Origin of the sequence: Xanthomonas sp. F10 (assembly GCF_014206815.1) — a bacterium.
Lineage (GTDB): Bacteria > Pseudomonadota > Gammaproteobacteria > Xanthomonadales > Xanthomonadaceae > Xanthomonas_A > Xanthomonas_A indica.
Map to the genome: position 1 here is coordinate 127,491 of NZ_JACHNP010000001.1, position 18,886 is coordinate 146,376.

Consider the following 18,886-nt stretch of genomic DNA (forward strand, 5'->3'; position numbering starts at 1 on the left):
CCTTGGGCAACGTCCGCCCCGGGCATCATGCACGCCGCCCGATGCCCGTGTATCATGCGCCTCCATCTTTTCATCCGAATACAAGGATATAGCCGCGATGTCCAGCTATCTCTTCACCTCCGAGTCGGTCTCCGAAGGCCACCCGGACAAGATCGCCGATCAGATCTCCGATGCGGTGCTCGACGCGATCCTGACCCAGGACAAGCGCGCGCGCGTGGCCTGCGAAACGCTGGTGAAGACCGGCGTGGCGATCGTCGCCGGCGAGATCACCACCAGCGCCTGGATCGACCTGGAAGCGCTGACCCGCAAGGTGATCCTGGACATCGGCTACAACAGCTCCGACGTCGGCTTCGACGGCGAGACCTGCGGCGTGCTCAACCTGATCGGCAAGCAGTCGCCGGACATCAACCAGGGCGTGGACCGCAAGAAGCCGGAAGAACAGGGCGCTGGCGACCAGGGCCTGATGTTCGGCTACGCCACCCGCGAGACCGACAGCTTCATGCCGGCCGCCATCCACCTGTCGCACCGCCTGGTCGAACAGCAGGCCAAGGTGCGCAAGAAGAAGAACTCGCCGCTGGCGTGGCTGCGCCCGGACGCCAAGAGCCAGGTCACCCTGCGCTACGAAGACGGCGTGGCGACCGCCATCGACGCGGTGGTGCTGTCCACCCAGCACGATCCGGACATCAAGCAGAAGCACCTGGTCGAAGCCGTGCGCGAGGAGATCCTCAAGCCGGTGCTGCCGGCCAAGTGGCTGCACAAGGGCACCAAGTTCCACATCAACCCGACCGGCAAGTTCGTGATCGGCGGGCCGGTGGGCGACTGCGGCCTGACCGGGCGCAAGATCATCGTCGACACCTACGGCGGCTGGGCGCGCCACGGCGGCGGCGCGTTCTCCGGCAAGGATCCGTCCAAGGTCGACCGCTCGGCCGCCTACGCCGCGCGCTACGTCGCCAAGAACGTGGTGGCCGCCGGCCTGGCCGACCGTTGCGAAGTGCAGGTGTCCTACGCCATCGGCGTGGCCGAGCCGACCTCGATCTCGGTCACCACCTTCGGCACCGGCAAGATCGCCGACGACAAGATCGAGAAGCTGATCCGCAAGCATTTCGACCTGCGTCCGTTCGGCATCATCCAGATGCTCGACCTGATCCACCCGATGTACCAGCAGACCGCCTCGTACGGCCATTTCGGCCGAACCCCGAAGGCCTTCACCTACACCGACGGCACCGGCGCCCAGCACCAGGCCACCGCGTTCTCGTGGGAGAAGACCGACCGCGCCGAGGCGCTGCGCGCGGACGCCAAGCTGAAGTAAGCCGACCTGTCGCGCTTGCAACAAGGAACGGGCCGCATTGCGGCCCGTTCTGCGTTTGGGGAATGGTGGTACCTGATCCGTCGACGGAGCCGCTGTCGCGGAAGTACGCCGTCGTCGGTGCCACCGCCTCCACACCTGAGCGTTTCGACGAACGCCTGTCGCGGCTGAAGCCGCTCCTACAGGAACAATGGCACATTGCTGGCGTCCGCAAGCAAAGGACACGGCATCGCAATGCCGGGCAACACGTCAATACGTTGTCCGTCGTAGGAGCGGCTTCAGCCGCGACGGGCTTTCCCGGGAACCCCTGTCGCGGCTGAAGCCGCTCCTACGAGGTGCAGACGAGCATCGATCCGGCTCAGCCGCGCCGTTGCAGCGCCGCCTGCAGCAACGACTGGAACTGCGGCAGCGGGCACAACCCGGTCGCGGCGTCGCTGCACCCCGGAATCTGCAGGGTCTGCAGCAGCGGCGGATGGCGCAGGCTCAGCGGGGTCAGCGCGCGCAACTGGTCCAGCGACTGCGCCTGGTAGCGCACGCGCACGTAGCGCTGACCATCGCGCGGATCGCGCACCTGCTCCACCACCAGGGCGCCGCCCGGGGGCGCGTCGTCGCGGCCGAAGCCGGGCAACTGGAAGTGCAGGTCGAGCAGGCCGCTGAGTGCGGCGATGTGGGTGTCGCTGGCGACCAGCACGCTCAGCCGTGGCGCGTCGGCCGTGGTCAGCGTGTCCAGCAGGCGGTGCGCCAGCGGCGCACCTGCGCGCGCGGCCATGTACTGCGGCCGTGCGTAGATCTCGAACAGCAAGGCATGCAACCGCGACACTGCAGCGATGCGCGCCGGGGTCGCGCGACCCCAGCCGACCTGGTCCAGCGGCATGCCTTCGGCGTACTGCAGGATGAACACCTCGGCCGTGCCCGAGGTCAGGTCCAGCGGCCCGTGCAGGGCCAGGCTGCGCCCGTTCGCGCCCGGGGTCAGCGACGAGGGCATGTGCACGAAATCGCAGCGCTGCGCGCAGCCGAGGATCTCCTGCATGGTGCGGAGTTCGCTCGCATACGGCGCCAGCACCGCGCCCGGGCCGCCGGTCTGGCGCTGGATCGATGTCACCGCCGCGGCGGCATCGAACTCCACCGCGCCGGCTTCCACCGGGCGGAACAGCGGGTCGTCGCTGCCCTCGGCCTGATGGCCGGCCTGCAGATGGCAGCCGGGCGCCAGCGTATCGGCGAGCACCTGTGCGCTGACGATGGTGCGCTGGTCGGTGTTGGCGTAGATGCTGACCGTGCCGTCGGCGGGACAGCCCTGCGCTGGCAGCACGCCATCGCGCAGCAGCCATTGCCGGGTGTAGTCGCCGCTGCGCGCCACCGCGGTGCGGCCGTGCGCGGTGAGCAGGCTCGGCGGCGTGTCCCACACCGGCCAGGGTTGCGGCGCCAGCGCGGCGGCCGCGGCCTCGCCCGGCAGCGGCGCGCGCACGCCGTGGCGGAACAGCATCCACACCTTGTCCACCTGCAACGCGGGCGCGGCCTTGGGCGCCAGCCGCGCCTGCGCGCCCAGCGTCGCCACCAGCAGCACGACCCACACCATCCAACGCAAGCTTGTCTTCATCGTCGTTCCCGAAATGGAAAGAGCCTCACGGCGCCGCAGCGCCGCACGCGGCCGTGACCCGGTCGCAACGCAGGCCCGTGGCGATGCCGAGCCAGTAGCCCAGCCGCTGCGGATCCGGCGCGCCGGCGTAGTAATCGGTGCTGATCCATTGCGCGCCAGCGTCCAACGCCGCCTGCGCGCGGCGCCGGTCGTGCGCGCGCGCCTCGCGGCCGTCGGCATCGGCGCGGGTGCGCACCACGAAGCCCTGCGTCACCAGCGCGCGGATCCGAGACGCCTCGGCCAGCGGATCCTCGATCGACAGCACCGCCGCCTCCGGTTGATCCGGCGCATACCAGCCGAACATCATGCGGCCGCGCAGCGATGGATGCGCCTGTCGATACAGCGCTTCGTGCCGCGGATTGCCGTCGAGCACGAACAGCAGGCGGCCGCGCGCCTGCGCCACGCGCGGCCAGGCATGCGCCAGCACCGCGTCGCGCAGGCTCGGCGCATCGCCGCGCACGTCGTCGGGCACGATCAGGTGCGCGCGCCCGATCACCTCGGCGATGTCGCGGTCCAGCGCGTCCAGGTCGTTGGCGTCTAAGGCGGAACGGTGCGGCCACAGGCCCGGCACCGGATCGAAATCCACCGCATTGACCAGCACCACCAGCGGCGCATGCCGCGGGTGCGCGCGCGACCAGGCGGCGAGGATCGCCAGGCAGTCGCGGAAGCGCAGGCAATGGCTGGCGTAGTCCAGGCCCGGCTGATGCAGGACCTTGGCTCCGCGCGCCCGCATGCGTGCGCGGGTGCTGGCGGCTGCGCGCGCATACGGCGCGGCATACAGGCCGCCATGCGGATCGGCGGCCACGTCGAGTTCGAGTTGCCGCAGCCCCAGCGCGAGCTGGGCCTGCAGCGAAGGATGGCCATAGGCCAGTGAAGGCCATTCGGCCGCGTCGTGCACCTGCAGGCGTCGCCGCACCAGCGCGGTCGGCACCGGTCGATAGCTGTTGTGCGAACCGAGCAGTTGCACCTGATCCAGGCGCAAGCCGTCGATCGGCAGCGTGGTCGGCACGTCCGCCGCACGGGCGGACGCCGACAGGCCCGCCAGCATCAGGCCGGCGAGCAGGACCGCGAGGCCAACAACGCCCCACCCGCCGCGCGGCACAGGGCCGCGCGGCGGGTGGCAACGTCCAGCGTGTGCCAGCACCCGGTTCAGAACGTGTACTTCACGTTCAGCAGCGCGGTGCGGCCGGCATCGACGATGTCGGAGATCGCCGTGCTGTTGCGGCCCACGTGCGCCCAGTAGCTCAGGCGGTTGGTGAGGTTGGCCACCGACAGGTCGGCGCGCAGGTGCTCGTTGAAGGTGTAGCCCACGTGCAGGTCCACGCGCGTGATCGGCTTGACCCACAGGTCGTCCCAGGTCGCGCCGCGGTTGTAGTAGTCGTACACCGAGACGTATTCGCCGGAGTAGTGGTAGGCCAGGTTCACCGACAGCGGGCCCTTCTCGTAGAACACCTCGGCGTTGGCCATCAGGTCCGGCGCGTTCTGGATGCGCTCGTCGTGGAAGCCGTCCATGCCCAGGTCGACGCGGGTGGTCTGGCGGGTGACGTTGGCGCCGATGCCGAAGCCGTCCAGCGGCGCCGGCATGCCCTGCAGGGTCTGCCGCACCGCGGCTTCGACGCCGAGCACCTTGCCGTCGCCGCCGTTCTGCGGACGCACGTAGCGCACGTTGCCGGCGCCGGTGCTGCTGCCGGCATTGGCCGGATCCGAGCCGCTCTCGTAGATGTAGTCGGTCAGGCGCTTGTAGTAGCCGGCCAGCATCGCGTGGCCGCCATGGCCGTTGTCCCACTCGCCGGACAGGTCCACGTTGAGCGACTTGATCGGCTTCAGGTCCGGGTTGCCCTCGGTGATGACCGTGGTGCCGTCGCTGGAGACGTCGTAGTTGGCGCCGCCGCCGAGCTGCACCAGCGCCGGCCGGGTGTAGCTGGTCCACACCGAGGCGCGGTACACCGCATTGCCGTTGCCCGGGCGGTAGTTCAGGAACACGCTCGGCAGCGGCACGTCGTAGCGGGTACGGTTGCTGCTGAAGAAGCCGGGCAGTTCGTTGCCGTTGGCGTCTTCGGGCATGGTCCAGAACGTGTTGCGGATGCTGGTGTGCTCGAAGCGCACGCCCGGGATCACTTCCACGTCGCCGCTGCGGAAGGTGGCCATCGCATACGCCGAGGTCACCGCCTCGTCGCCTCGCATGGTCGCGCAGTTCTGGTTGTTGATCGCCAGGCTGCCGCAGGTGTCGAAGCTGGCCGCGGTCAGGTGCTGGGCGATCATCGCCTTCAACCCGCCGTTGCTGAGCTTGACCGTCGGCCACGCGTACTTGCCCGGGTACACCGCGTCGTACTGGCCGACCACCAGGCCGGTGTGGCGCAGCAGGGTGCCGTCGGTGAACTTGCTGTTGGTCCAGTCGCGCGAGGTGAAGTCGCGGGAGCTGTCGACGTACTTCACGCCAAACTGGATGTTGCTGAGCGCGCCCTGGTCGAAGTCGTAGCGCACGTCGAACTTGGCGCCGCCCTTGGTCTGCCCGCTGTAGGACTTGGTCAGCTGGCCGTAGCGGCGCGCATACAGGCTGCCGATGTCGCTGGCCTGGGCCTGGATCGCCGGGGTCAGCAGCGGCTTGGGGAAGCCGTCGCTGTCGTAGCCGGAGAAGGTGGTGGCACCGCCGTACGGGAACTGGGTGGAGGCGTACTGGTCCACGCGCGCGGAAATTTCCACGTGGTCCGGGCGATCGTTGTCGCCATAGCTGTAGAACAGGTTCGGCGACAGCGTCCAGTTGCCCAGCTGCTTGTCGGCGCCGAACTGGAAGGTGGCCAGGTCCGCCACTTCCGGATTGGTCTCGTACCAGTAGCGCACCGCCACGCGGTTGATCTGCGGCTGGTACACGCCGGTGCTGCCGATCTGCACCAGGCTGACGTTGGCCGGCACCAGCTGGGTGTAGCCGGTGTTCTGCTCGGTCTTGGCGTAGGCGTAGGTGGCGCGCGCGTACAGCTGCAGGCTCGGGTCGACGTGCCAGTCGAAGGACACGTTGCCGCCATAGCGCTTGGTGTCGCCGGCGGAATAGCCGATGTTGGCACCAGTGGCCAGCAGCAGGTCCTGCGGATCGTAGCCGGGCGCCGGCTGGCCGCTGGCGGTGGTGCGCGAGAAGTACTTCTTGCCCCAGTCGCCGCGCGAGGCCGCGGCATTGGCCACTTCGCTGTTCACGTAGTGGCGCTCGTCGTAGTACGCGCTGGTGTACACGCCGAACTGATTGTCGGCGCCGAACTTGGCGTGGAACTCGCCGGCCGCGCCCTTGCCCAGGCCGTCGTCGCCGTAGTCGCGCGCACGGCTTTCCATGCGCCCGCTGGCGGTGACGCTGCCGCCCATCGCCTCGCTGTAGTCGAAGCCGCTGGGGGTGCGGTAGTCGATGGTGCCGCCGATCGCGTCGCCGTCCATCGCCGCGGTGGAGGTCTTGTTCAACACGATGGTCTGCAGGCCCGACGGCGGCAGCAGGCTCAACTGCACGCTGCGGCTGTACGGCAGGCCCTGGGCGACGTTGACGCCGTTGATGAGGTTGACGTTGTACTCGGCGTTGAGGCCGCGCACCGAGGCGAACATGCCCTCGCCGCGCGCGGCGCCGTCGACGCCGCCGAAGTACGACTGCCCGGTGTTGACCACGTTGACGCCCGGCAGCAGGCCCAGCGCCTCGGCGATGTTGTGCACGGCGGTGTACTTCAGGTCCTCGGCCGACAGCACGTTGGCCGTGTTGGTCGCCGCCATCTGCATGTCCGCGGCGTTGTAGCGGGTGACGGCGACGGTGATCTTGTCCAGGGTCTTGGCGCTGGCGTCGGACGCGGGGTTCTGCGTCTCCTGCGCATCCTGCGCCTGGGCCAAGGCCATCGGCGCGACACCGAGCAATGCTGCGGCGATCGCCAGTGACAGGCGTTTGGGAAGATGGATCGAGTGCGACATGAAAAATCCGAACGTAGGCGCGGCCAACGGAAACGTCCGCAGGCCGGGCATGGAGGAGGGAGAGAGGCCGTGATCGTGATCACGGCGGCGCGCATTGTTCGGGTTGGCGGCTGCAATTTCGTGACAACGATGTCACCCGAAACCAGCGACCCACGATTCGACACGTTTCATGCGTAATTCGGCACAACTGCAGAGACGCGTGCGCGCAGCGATGCGGGGCTGGCGCGGCGGACGATGCGATGCGTTGGGCTTGCGCGATGCGCAGCGAGGCGATCGCCCGCGCTGCGTCGCGCATTCTCCCGGCGGGCGTGGCGCGGCACGGGTGCCACCGGCGCGGCCCACGACGGCGCGCGCAGCCGCCCGTCGCGGGCGGGTCAGTGCGGCGGCGCGGCGGCGTCGACCTGCAACTGTGCGTGCAGGATGCGGCGGATCTCCAGGATCGCCTGCGGGGTCTCCTGCACGCTGTGCCCTGAGGTGACCACCAGTTCGGAGGCCGCGCCAGGCAGATGCGCACTGCGGTATGGCACCAGTCCGTCGTCGGAGTCGCCCAGCGGCACTGCCGGATCGCGGCGCGCGATGATGGTGTGGTAACGCACGCCCGCCGCGATCGGCAGATCTGCCACCGCGCGCACGAACGGATCGGTGTCGCGCAGATTGTCGATGCTGTTGGGCACGCGGATCGGCGTGCCATCGGGGCCGTCGATGCCCTGCAGCACGGTATTGAGGCGGTCGAGCAGCGCCACCGGCAGGCGCACCAGGCGCGCAGCCAGGCGCCCGAGGCGGCCTTCGGCGAAGGACGTACCGCGCTGCGGCGCGGCGATGAAGATGGCCCGGTCCACTTGCGGCAGCGGCGCGAAGCGCAGCAGCGGCTGCAACTGCGCCAGCGCCTGCGGATCCAGCGGGCGCCGGTCGGCGCGCGTGCCGATCAGGTCGTTCCACAGCGTGTCGCCGGAGTCGCTGACCAGCAATCGCCCGATCACCCCGCCCATGCTGTGGCCGATCAGCACCATGTGCTGCGACGCCGGCGCCTGCCCCTGTGGATCGAAATGGCGCAGGGTCTGCCGCAACAGCGCATCGATCTGCGCACGGTTCCAGGCGATCGGCATGTTGGTCGGGTAGTAGACCTGCCAGATCTGGTAGTGACGGCGCAGTTGCTCGTCGCCCATCAGTTCGTTGGCGACGTTGACCCAGGCCTCGGGACTGCTGGCTAGGCCGTGCAGCATCAGGATGATGCGCCGGTCCGGGTCGTACGGCTGCATCAGGTACAGGTGCGGCTGGTCCAGCCCGTGCTGGCGCCCGAGCATCGAACGCAGGGATTGCCGGGCGAACCCGGCACGCGCCAGCCACAGGCCGTAGGCCGCGGTGAAATTGGCCGCCAGCGGCAGGCGCTGGCCATGCACCTCGACCTCGCCGTCGCGGTACGGGTCGTAGGGCGCCACCACCACGCTGCGGGTGTCCAGCACCTGCGCCAGGCTGTCTCCGTCGAAGCGCAGCAGCACCGTGGTCGGCGCATACGGCATCTCGCTGAAGCCGCTGGCGTGCGCAGGCGCCGCCGAGGACGCGGTCGGGTCGCCGACCTTGGACGGGGCGATCTCCGCGACCAGCTCGGCGCCGAAGCCGTCGCGCCGGTAGGTGCTGCGCAGGCCATCGAAGCGCAACGTCGACGCCGGCAGCATCGCGTCCGGCCGCGCCACGCCGCCCGGCAGGCGGAAGCTGCCCATGTCCGCCCGCACCTGCCAACCGGCCGCGCGCAGGGTGTCGTCGTCGTGCAGTTCGCCGCTGGCGCTGCCGGCCCGCCAGCGCAGGAACAGCTCGCCGACCACCTGCTGCACCGCGTAGTTGTAGTAGTCGCGCACCTGGGTCTGCCGGTCCTCGAAGGCGCGCGTGCTGGCCGGCCGCTGGGTGTAGAACAGATACGCGTAGGCGTAGCGTGCCGCTTCCAGCCAGGCCTGCAGCGCCGCATCGTCCTGCGCCTGGCCCTGGCGCGGGGTGCGCGCGTTGGCCGCATGCACCCACAGCTCCGACAGCGTCGCCAGCCGCCGCTCCTGGTCCAGCCCCTGCAATGCGCGCAACTGCGTGGCGCAAGCGGGAATGTCCGCCTCGCAGGTCTTGGGATCGAGCGCGAGCACGCGCAGCGTCTCCAGGCTGGCGTCGCTGAGCCTGCCGGTGCTGAGCACGTCGCCGCGCTGGGTGGCGATGTAGTCGTCGGCGCTGCGCGACTGCACGCTGACCATCGCGCAGCCGGCGCCGAGCAGCAGCGCGGCAGCCAGCAGCGCGGCGCCCGCGCACCGCGCGAGACGTGCGCGCAGGCTCATGGGGTGACCGCGGGATCGTCGCCGGGAATGCCGGCGCGGATGCGCGTGGAGAAGTCGGCGCCAGCGCCGGCCGCGCGTGCGCGCTCGCCGATGCGGCCGCGCGCGCGCAGCGTGGCCAGGCTGTAGCCGGGCACGAAGCCATGCTGCGCGTAGACGTAGGACGGCAGGTAGCCGGACAGCAGCAGCCGATAGTCGAGCGGCAACGCAGGATCGAGCTTGCGCGCCAGTTCGAACACGATGGTGGTGCAGTTGCTGGTGGCGGTGTTGTAGAAGCGCGGCGTGCGCTGCAGTTGCTGCGCCTGTGCCACGTAGCCGAGGAACAGTTGGCGCAGTTGTGCGCGCGAGAGATTGAGCCGGTACAGGTACACGTCCTCGCCGCGCACGTTGCTGCGCACCGCCAGGATGTCGCGCTCGTCGGCGGCCACCATCACCTGCTCGAAATTGCGGAAGAATCCGGCCAGCGCCGAGAACGCTTCGCCGCGCTCCTTGCGGATCTCCAGCGAGAACACCACGCGGCGGCCGTCGTCGAAACCGAACGAAACCAGGGTGTGGGCGATCGCCGGCCCCATCCAGTACGAGAGCGCCAGGTCCGCCGAGGCGAGTTGCTCCAGGTCGTAGCGGCGGGTCTCCCAGCGCGGGGTGTAGTCGTGGTCGCTGCGCCAGGCGAAGTTGCGCACGTTGTGCAAGGTCACCACCTGCCCGTCCACCTGCGGCTGCAGCAACTGCGCGACATCGTCGGCCCACTCGCGGTTCTGCTGCGGCTGCAGCGCCGACCAGCCCACCACCATGCCCGCACAGCCGAACGCGAACAGCAGCGGCAGCACGCGGTACTCGCGCGGATGGCGAAGGCCCCACAGCGCCGCGCCGCCCAGCGCGGTCCACAGCAGCGCCGAGCCGTAGCGCACCACGGCGCCGGTATGCGGCAGATAGGCCAGGAACAGCGCGCCCCACAGGCTGGCGACCAGCACCGCCAGCATCGCCACGACGCGCGCCAGCCGCCACGGCCAGGCGCGTCTGCGCGCGGCGCCGGCGGCGCTCACAAGTCCGCCGCCGCCGCGGGCGTGGCCAGGGCGTGGCACAGCAGGCGGCAACCGCGTTGCGCCAGCGCCTTGCGTTCGGCCTCGTCGCTGCCGCGCTGGCAGGCGCCAAGCATGTCCATCGCCAGGGCCAAGTCCTGCTCGCCCAGGTCCGCACGACACAGGCCGGCGCCGATCGCACGCTGCAGGAACGGCAGCAGGATCGCCATCGCCCGCGTATGCGCCGCGGCGATCATCGGGTGCTCGCGCGGGAGCGACCGCCAATAGTCGGCCAGCGGCGCCGACATCGCGATGTGCTCGGCGACGTCGTACATCAGCAGGAACAGCCCGTCCGGCCGCGCACCGATCTCGCGCGCGCAGCCCTCCAGGCCGTCCAGGCCACGATCCAGCAGCGCCGCGATCAGTGCGGTGCGGTCGGCGAAGTGGCGGTACAGGGTGGCGCGGCCCAATCCGGCGCGCTCCACCACCAGTTCCAGCGGCGCCAGCACGCCGTGCTCGCAGAACACCTCGTCGGCGGCGTCCAGCAACAGGCGGCGGCGGTGGGCGGTATCGGCTCGCATCTCCATGCGCGGCATTATCGGACAATTTTGTCCGCTTGCAAGAGTGTGATGGCGGGCATCCACCGGCGGCGGCCGGCGGTGCCCTGAAGCGCCGGCCTCAGCCGGTGTTCTGCACGCCCTGGGCGACGCCGTTGACGCAGGCCACCAGCGCCCGCAGCAGGTCCTCGTCCTCGCCCTCGGTGGCACGCCAGCGCTGCAGCAGATCCACCTGCAGCACGCTGATCGGGTCGATGTAGGGATTGCGCAGGCGGATCGACAGCGCCAGGCGCGGATCGTGCTGCAGCAGCGAGGCCTGCCCGGTCAGCGCCTTCACCCAGCCCTTGGTCAGCGCCAGTTCGTCGCGGATGCGCGGGAAGAAGCGCGCGTGCAGCGGCCCGGACAGGCGCGAGAACATCTCGGCGATGTTGAGGTCGCCCTTGGACAGGACCATGGCGATGTCGTCGAGGAAGGTGCGGAAGAACGGCCAGTCGGCGGCCATCGCGCGCAGCGCGTCCTCGTGGCCGGCGTCCACCGCCGCCTGCAGGCCGCTGCCCACGCCGTACCAGCCCGGGATCACCGCGCGCGCCTGGCTCCAGGCGAACACCCAGGGGATCGCACGCAGGTTGGACAGCGCCGCATCCTGGCCGAGCCGCCGCGACGGCCGCGAGCCCAGGGTCATCCGCTCGATCACGTCGATCGGCGTGGCCAGGCGGAAATAGCGCATGAACTCGGCATCGCCGACGAAGCTGCGGTACGCCTGGCTGCTGTGTTCGGCGACCAGGTCCATCACCGGCCGCCAGCCAGCCTCGCGCGCGTCGGCCGCACGTGGGCGCAGGCTCGACAGCAGCACCGCACCGGTCATCTGTTCCAGCGAACGCAACGCCAGCGCACGGATGCCGTACTTGCGATGGATCACCTCGCCCTGCTCGGTCACGCGCAGGCGCCCGTCGACGCTGCCGCGCGGCGCCGCTTCCAGCGCGCGCGTGGTCTTGCCGCCGCCACGCACGATCGAGCCGCCGCGGCCGTGGAAGAAAGTCAGGCGGATGCCCAGGTCGGCCGCCGCCTCCAGCAGTTCCACCTGCGCACGCTGCAGGCCCCAGCGCGAGGCGGCGATGCCGCCGTCCTTGCCGCTGTCCGAATAGCCGAGCATCACCATCTGCACGTCGTCGCGCGCGGCCAGGTGGCGGCGGTAGACCGGATCGGCCAGCAGGTCGCGCAGGGTCGCGGTGCCGCCGCGCAGATCGTCCACGGTCTCGAACAACGGCACGATGTCCAGCGGCACCGCACCGTCGGCATCGACCAGGCCGCCGCGGCGCGCCAGCGCCAGCACGGTCAGCACGTCGGCGCGATCGTGCGCCATCGAGATGATGTAGCTGCCCAGCGCGTCGGCGCCGTGCCGCGCGCGTGCATCGGCGAGCGCGGCGAACACCGCGTCCAGCCGCGCATTTCCGTCGTCGCCGGCCGCCGGCAGGGTCTGCTCGCCGCCGGCATAGGCACCGAGCAGGTGCGCCCGCTCCTCCACCGACCGCGCGTCCCAGTCCTGCGTGTCCAGCGCGGCGGCGACCGCGCGCGCATGCACGCTGGACTCCTGGCGCACGTCCAGCCGCGCCAGGTGGAACCCGAAGCTGCGCACCCGCCACAGCAGGCGCCGCACCGCGAACCAGCCGGCGTGCAGGCCCTTGTTGGCCTGCAGGCTGTCCAGGATCAACTGCAGGTCGCTTTCCAGTTCGGTCGGCGCCGCATAGGCGCCGGGCGCATCGTCCAGCGTGGCCTGCAGGCGCGCGCGCATCAGGTCGTTGAGCAGGCGGTAGGGCATGTCGCCATGGCGCGGGCGCGAGCGCGCCGCGGCCTCCGGCAACAGTTGCCGGTAACGCTCCAGTTGCTCCAGCAGCGGCGCGCTGACCGCGACCAGGGTGGTCGACTGGCTGAGCAGGCTGGCCAGCTGCCACAGTTCCTTCAGGTAGCGCTCCAGCACTGCGCGCCGCTGCGCGTCGAGGGTGGCGGTGATGGTGGCGGCATCGACGTTGGGGTTGCCGTCCATGTCGCCGCCGACCCAGGTGCCGAAGCGCAGCAGCCGCGGCAGGGGCAGTGCCTGGCCGTAGGTCTGCTCGATGGCGTGCTCCAGGGTCTCGTACATCACCGGGATCACCCGATACAGCACCTGGGTCAGGTAGAAACCGACATGCTCGCGCTCGTCCTCCACGGTGGGCCGCACCGGCGAAGAGTCGGCGGTCTGCCACGAGGCGGTCAGCGCCATGCGGAACCGCGCCGCGTCGGTGGCGCGCTCGCCCGGGGTGCGCAGGCCGTCGAGGTTGTCGACCAGGCTGGCGACCATCAGCTGTTCCTTCTCCAGCAGCGCGCGTCGCACCGCCTCGGTCGGATGTGCGGTGAACACCGGCTCCACGTCGATGCGCGGCAGCCAGTCGCGCAGTTCCTCGATGCCGACGCCCTGCGCCTTGAGCCGGCGCAAGGCGTCGAGCAGGCCGTCCGGCTGCGGCGTGTCGGCGCTGCTGCGCTGGTAGTCGCGCCGGCGGCGGATGCGGTGCACGCGCTCGGCGATGTTGACCACCTGGAAATAGGTGCTGAAGGCGCGCACCAGCGCTTCGGCGTCGCGCGGCGCGCGCCCGGCGAGCTGCTCGCTCAGCGAGGACAGCGGCGCGGCGCGCTCGCGGCGCGCGATCGCGGTGGTGCGGATGCGTTCGATCTCGTCGAGGAACTGCGCAGACACCTGTTCGGCGAGCAGGTCGCCCACCAGGGCGCCGAGCCGGCGCACGTCGTCGCGTAAGGGGAGGTCGGGCGTGGCGAAGACGATGCTGCTGCGGGACTCGTTCATCGGGAAACGCATGGCTCGGCAGTGGGGGCGTCGCAAGCCTAACCGAAAAGGGAGCGCGTTCCCGTCGGCCATGGCGACGGTTTCAAAGCGAACCATTTGCCTTGCACGCCAGTCCCTGCTGCGCCCCGGCCGCACGAACGCGCAGCCGGGGCGCAGGCACGGCTCAGGGCGACGCGGCGCCGGCGGCAGTCGCAGTCGTACCCCGACTCGGCGTGGGCGTGGGCGCCGGCCCCAGATAGGTGCGCAGCCAGCGCTCGCTCTCGGCCAGCATCTGCAGCACCGACTCGCGTGCACGGTAGGCATGCGCCTCGTTGGGCAGCATCACCAGCCGGACGGTGCCGCCATTGCCCTTGATCGCGGCGTACATGCGCTCGCTCTGGATCGGGAAGGTGCCGGAGTTGTTGTCCTCGGCGCCGTGGATCAGCAGCAGCGGATCCTTGATCCGGTCGGCGTAGTTGAACGGCGACATCGCCTGGTACACCGGCTGCGCCTGCCAGTAGGTGCGCTCCTCGGACTGGAAGCCGAACGGGGTCAGCGAGCGGTTGTAGGCGCCGCTGCGGGCGATGCCGGCCTTGAACAGGCGGGTGTGCGCGAGCAGGTTGGCGGTCATGAAGGCGCCATACGAATGCCCGCCGATGGCGATGCGATCGCGATCGGCGACGCCGCGCCGCACCACCTCGTCCACCGCCGCCTGCGCATCGGCGACCAGTTGCTCGACGTAGGTGTCGTTGGGTTCGCGCGTGCCCTCGCCGACGATCGGCATCGACGGATCGTTGAGCACCGCATAGCCCAAGGCCAGGAACGCCTGCGGGCCCCAGTAACCGATCGCGTTGAAACGGTACGGCGAATCGGTGACCTGGCTGGCGGCGTCGGCGGATTTGAACTCGCCCGGGTAGGCCCACATCAGCATCGGCAGCGGGCCGTCGCGCTTGGCGTCGTAGCCCGGCGGCAGCAGCAGGGTCGCGGTCAGTTCCACGCCGTCCTTGCGCCGGTAGCGGATCTGCTCCTTGTGCACGTCGCGCAACTGCGGGGTGGGATGGGTGAAGCGGGTCAGCGCCACCGGCTCCGCGTCCGCGCGGTCGAGCCGATAGAAATTGCGCGGCTCCTGCGGCGTCTCGCGGGTGATCAGCAGGCGTTGGCCGCTGTCGTCGAGCAGCGCCTGCGGCACCGCGTAGTACGGCGCGTGCGACTGGAACAGGCGGGTGCTTTGCCGCGTGTCCAGATCATAGAGGTCCAGGAACGGCCGATCGCCCTGCGGCGAGGCGCCCTCGCCGCGCAGGAACAGGCTGTGGCCGTCGGCGGCGATCAGCAGGCGCGGGTTGCCGGCCGCATCGCGCTCGGTCACCGGCGTGCCCGGATCGGCATAGCGGTCCTCCTGCGAGCGCTGCACCAGCAGCTGCGGCGCCTGCGCGGGATGATCGGGCGCCACGCGCCACTGCCTGGTCTGGCGCGTCTTCCACCAGAACTCGTCGATCAGTGCCAGGTCGCCGCGGCCCCAGGTGATGCCGGCGAAACGCGACTGCAGGCGCGCCAGCGTCACCGGCGGCGCCGTGAACGGCGCGGCCTGCATCAGCACCGCGTCGCGCACGGCCGCTTCGCGCGCCGGGTCGCCGCCGTCCTGGGCCTCGGCCCAGACCAGGGTGGCCGGCGCGTCGCTGCGCCAGTCGATGTCGCGCACGCCGGTGCGCACCGCATCGTTACCGGTCGGCAGGCCTTCCACCAGCGGCAGGTTCGCCACCGTGTGCACCGGCTTGCCGGCCCGGTCGAGCACCTCGATGGTGCGCGGGAAGCCGCTGGCCGGCACCAGGTAGGAGAACGGCCGCTGCAGGCGCTGCGCGAGCAGATAACGGCCGTCCGGCGACGGCGCCAGCGACAGGTACAGATCCGGGGAAGCGATGCGCTGCACCTGCCCGTCGACGTCGACCAGCGCCGGCTGCGCGCGCAACTGGTCATCGAACTGGCGCGCGTCGGCCTCGTTCTTCAGCAGGTCCTGGTAGGTGCGCAAGGCGGTGGCGCCGCCACCAGCGGTCTGCTGCACCGCCGGCCCGGTCGGCACCGCGTCGGACGGCGGCGCGGCGCCCTGCGCCTGCGGCTGCAGCAGCACCAGCAACTGGCGGCTGTCGGGCATCCACGCATAGCCCTCGCCGGACACCGTATTGAGCCGCTCGGCGACCCGCCGCGCCCGCAGCGCGGCGATGTCCACCACCCACAGTTCGTTGGCGCCGCTGCGCGCATCGACCCGGTTGAAGGCCAGGTGGCGCTGGTCGGGCGCCCAGGCCATGCCGGCGATCGACAGCGGCGCCGGCAGGCCCTCGATCTGCAACTCGCTGCCGTCGGCGATGCGCAGCAGCCACAGCTTCTCGCCGAAGGCGAAGCGGCTCTGCGAACGGGTGCGCGGATGGATGCGCAACCCGGCCAGCTTGAGTTCCGGCTGCGCGACCTGGGCGATGCCGGGTAATGCGGGCAGCTGCAGCATCGCCGCCAGATCGCGCCGCGGGCTCAGCGACAGCTGCGGCGGCCGCGGCGCATCGACGATGGCCTGCAGCGGCGCCGACGGCAGCTGGTAGCCGCTGTCGGACGGATCGGCGCTCACGGCAGCCGCCGCAGGTGCCGAGGCCGCATTAGCGGCCGCGCTGCCGGCCGCGGCCAGGGCCGCGCACAGCAGGCTGAAGACCGGCCTGGCGACGCGGCGGCGCCCGCGCACTGTGATCTGGTTCATCTCTCCCCTCTCCTCGCATCGATCGAACCACCGACGTTAGCAGGGCCGGCGCCGGCCGCCCCCTGTCGATGGTTGGGCCTGATCGCGTGTTCAAGCGCCACACGCGGCAGCCGCTATAATCGGTTACCCCCTTGCGCCGAGGGGCGCTGCGACCGGATCGAGACCGAATTTCCCGTCTCCAGACCCGGCCAGGCTCGGCGCGAGGCTTGAGCGACAACGGCGCCCGGACTTCGCGAGTTTCTCGCCATTGACCGGAGCTTTATCGATGAACGCTGCACTCAAGCATTTTTCCACCGAGGGCGACTACAAGGTCGCCGACATTTCCCTGGCTGATTGGGGCCGCAAGGAACTGGACATCGCCGAGCACGAGATGCCGGGCCTGATGTCGATCCGCCGCCAGTACGCCACCGCCAAGCCGCTGGCCGGCGTGCGCGTCACCGGCTCGCTGCACATGACCATCCAGACCGCGGTGCTGATCGAGACGCTGAAGGACATCGGCGCCGACGTGCGCTGGGCCTCGTGCAACATCTTCTCCACCCAGGACCACGCCGCCGCGGCGATCGCCGCCACCGGCACCCCGGTGTTCGCCTGGAAGGGCGAGACGCTGGAGGAATATTGGGACTGCACCCTCGACGCACTGACCTTCACCCTGGCCGACGGCACCCAGACCGGCCCGGAACTGGTGGTGGACGACGGCGGCGACGTGACCCTGCTGATCCACAAGGGCTACGAGCTGGAGAACGGCTCCAAGTGGGTGGACGAACCGGCCTCCTCGCACGAGGAGCAGGTGATCAAGAACCTGCTCAAGCGCGTGGCGGTGGAGCGCCCGGGCTACTGGACCCGCGTGGTCAAGGACTGGAAGGGCGTCTCCGAAGAGACCACCACCGGCGTGCACCGCCTGTACCAGCTGGCCGAGGCCGGCACCCTGCTGATCCCGGCGATCAACGTCAACGACTCGGTGACCAAGAGCAAGTTCGACAACCTGTACGGCTGCCGCGAATCGCTGGCCGACGGCCTCAAGCGCGCGATGGACGTGATGCTGGCCGGCAAGGTCGCGGTGGTGTGCGGCTACGGCGACGTCGGCAAGGGCTCGGCGCACAGCCTGCGCGCCTACGGCGCCCGCGTCATCGTCACCGAGATCGACCCGATCTGCGCGCTGCAGGCGGCGATGGAAGGCTTCGAGGTCAACACCGTCGAGGACACCCTCGGCCAGGCCGACATCTACGTCACCACCACCGGCAACAAGGACATCATCCGCATCGAGCACCTGACGCAGATGAAGGACCAGGCCATCGTCTGCAACATCGGCCACTTCGACAACGAGATCCAGGTCGAGGCGCTGTACAAGCTGCCGGGCGTGCAGAAGATCAACATCAAGCCGCAGGTGGACAAGTTCGTGCTGCCCAACGGCAACGCGATCTTCCTGCTGGCCGAAGGCCGCCTGGTCAACCTGGGCTGCGCCACCGGCCATCCCAGCTTCGTGATGTCCAACAGCTTCGCCAACCAGACCCTGGCGCAGATCGACCTGTGGCAGAACAAGGACAGCTACGAGAAGCAGGTGTACCGCCTGCCGAAGAAGCTGGACGAGGAAGTGGCGCGCCTGCACCTGGAAAAGATCGGCGTGAAGCTGACCAAGCTCACCGACGAACAGGCCGCCTACCTCGGCGTGCCGGTCGACGGCCCGTTCAAGCCGGAGCACTACCGCTACTGAGCCGTTGGCAAGACATCGCCATGCAGACAGGAACGGGCGCCGCGAGGCGCCCGTTTTTCGTGCGATCGGTGCCGCGAGCGCATGGTCGGAAAGCTGGAAATTCGTATTGAGCGGGAACCGCAGGCATGGCTACTGCGCCGATCCCTGTTCCAAGCGGCGTTTCCGGCTAGGTGGCCGGAGCACCCGACCAGCCAGTCGCCTTGTACCACACCTGTGCTACATTGATTCCAAGCCAATTGCCTGGAGCTCTCCATGAGCACCACCACCATCCGCCTGCCGGACGCGCTCAAGGCCCGCATCGCCAAGGCCGCGGAAGCGGCCGGCACCACGTCGCACAACTTCATCCTGGAAGCCATCGCCGAGAAGGCCGAACTGGCCGAGCGGCGCGTCGACTTCCATGCCCAGGCCGATCAGCGCTGGGCCGAGTTCCTGGAAACGGGTGAGACCATTCCCTGGGACGAAGCGCGTGCCTATTTCAAGGCACTGGCCGCAGGAAAGCCCGCAGAGCAGCCGGTAGCGCGTAAGCTGGAAGACTGAGGTGACGCGCGTCCGCATCGCTCCCGGCGTGATCGAGGATCTGGAGCGGATCGCTGCGTATTTGCGCGACCACGAGAGCCAGCATGCCGAGGCGAGGACCGAGGAGATCGTCAGCGCGTTCGACGTGCTGGCGGGAAATCCCTTGATCGGCCGCCCGGTCCATGGAGACAACTGCGAACTGGTGATGGGCCGCGGTTCGCATGGGTATGTGGCGTTGTATCGCTATGTGGATGTGACTGATACGGTGATCGTGATGGCCATCCGCGGACAGCGGGAGGCGGGCTATGCACGCGGCGGATGAAACCGAGTCGACGTCC

Annotated in this window: 12 protein-coding genes and 1 riboswitch; of the genes, 4 read left to right on the forward strand and 8 right to left on the reverse strand. The window is 69.9% G+C overall.

Going from position 1 to position 18,886, the window contains the following annotated elements; all coding sequences use genetic code 11:
• The first annotated feature begins 97 nt into the window (after positions 1 to 97).
• Complete coding sequence (gene metK / locus FHR56_RS00625; protein ID WP_010342184.1) at positions 98 to 1,309, forward strand: methionine adenosyltransferase; 1,212 nt, start codon at positions 98 to 100, stop codon at positions 1,307 to 1,309.
• A gap of 355 nt (positions 1,310 to 1,664) precedes the next feature.
• Here metK and FHR56_RS00630 read toward each other — a convergent pair whose 3' ends face one another.
• From FHR56_RS00630 to FHR56_RS00665, 8 genes are all read right to left on the reverse strand, one after another.
• Positions 1,665 to 2,903, reverse strand: a complete 1,239-nt coding sequence (locus FHR56_RS00630; protein ID WP_237473351.1) for a histidine-type phosphatase — start codon at positions 2,901 to 2,903, stop codon at positions 1,665 to 1,667.
• Positions 2,904 to 2,928: 25 nt separating this feature from the next.
• Entirely contained in the window at positions 2,929 to 3,990 is a 1,062-nt protein-coding gene (locus FHR56_RS00635) for a Ca2+-dependent phosphoinositide-specific phospholipase C (protein ID WP_202407062.1), read from the reverse strand.
• 101 nt (positions 3,991 to 4,091) lie between these two features.
• Positions 4,092 to 6,878, reverse strand: coding sequence for a TonB-dependent receptor (locus FHR56_RS00640; protein ID WP_184502383.1), 2,787 nt, complete (start codon positions 6,876 to 6,878; stop codon positions 4,092 to 4,094).
• A 374-nt stretch (positions 6,879 to 7,252) separates the two neighbouring features.
• Positions 7,253 to 9,187, reverse strand: coding sequence for an alpha/beta fold hydrolase (locus FHR56_RS00645; RefSeq protein WP_184502575.1), 1,935 nt, complete (start codon positions 9,185 to 9,187; stop codon positions 7,253 to 7,255).
• A gap of 2 nt (positions 9,188 to 9,189) precedes the next feature.
• Positions 9,190 to 10,170 carry a DUF4105 domain-containing protein gene (locus FHR56_RS00650; protein ID WP_160948116.1) on the reverse strand — a complete coding sequence of 327 codons (981 nt, stop codon included), beginning with the start codon at positions 10,168 to 10,170 and terminating at the stop codon, positions 9,190 to 9,192.
• Positions 10,171 to 10,229: 59 nt separating this feature from the next.
• A complete protein-coding gene (locus FHR56_RS00655; protein ID WP_184502384.1) occupies positions 10,230 to 10,805 on the reverse strand; it encodes a TetR/AcrR family transcriptional regulator in 576 nt (191 codons plus the stop codon).
• Between the two features lie 82 nt (positions 10,806 to 10,887).
• Complete coding sequence (gene ppc, locus FHR56_RS00660; RefSeq protein ID WP_160948079.1) at positions 10,888 to 13,602, reverse strand: phosphoenolpyruvate carboxylase; 2,715 nt, start codon at positions 13,600 to 13,602, stop codon at positions 10,888 to 10,890.
• 163 nt (positions 13,603 to 13,765) lie between these two features.
• Positions 13,766 to 16,321 (reverse strand): prolyl oligopeptidase family serine peptidase, encoded by a 2,556-nt coding sequence (locus tag FHR56_RS00665; protein WP_237473352.1) that lies wholly within the window; start codon positions 16,319 to 16,321, stop codon positions 13,766 to 13,768.
• Positions 16,322 to 16,453: 132 nt separating this feature from the next.
• Positions 16,454 to 16,553, forward strand: a riboswitch (S-adenosyl-L-homocysteine riboswitch).
• A 33-nt stretch (positions 16,554 to 16,586) separates the two neighbouring features.
• Between FHR56_RS00665 and ahcY the strand changes: the two genes are divergently transcribed.
• The 3 genes from ahcY to FHR56_RS00680 all read left to right on the forward strand — a co-directional run bounded on the left by ahcY (position 16,587) and on the right by FHR56_RS00680 (position 18,870).
• A complete protein-coding gene (ahcY, locus tag FHR56_RS00670; RefSeq protein ID WP_160948080.1) occupies positions 16,587 to 18,032 on the forward strand; it encodes an adenosylhomocysteinase in 1,446 nt (481 codons plus the stop codon).
• A 252-nt stretch (positions 18,033 to 18,284) separates the two neighbouring features.
• A complete protein-coding gene (locus FHR56_RS00675; RefSeq protein WP_160948081.1) occupies positions 18,285 to 18,569 on the forward strand; it encodes a ribbon-helix-helix protein, CopG family in 285 nt (94 codons plus the stop codon).
• Position 18,570: 1 nt separating this feature from the next.
• Positions 18,571 to 18,870, forward strand: a complete 300-nt coding sequence (locus FHR56_RS00680; protein ID WP_160948082.1) for a type II toxin-antitoxin system RelE/ParE family toxin — start codon at positions 18,571 to 18,573, stop codon at positions 18,868 to 18,870.
• Positions 18,871 to 18,886: the final 16 nt, after the last annotated feature.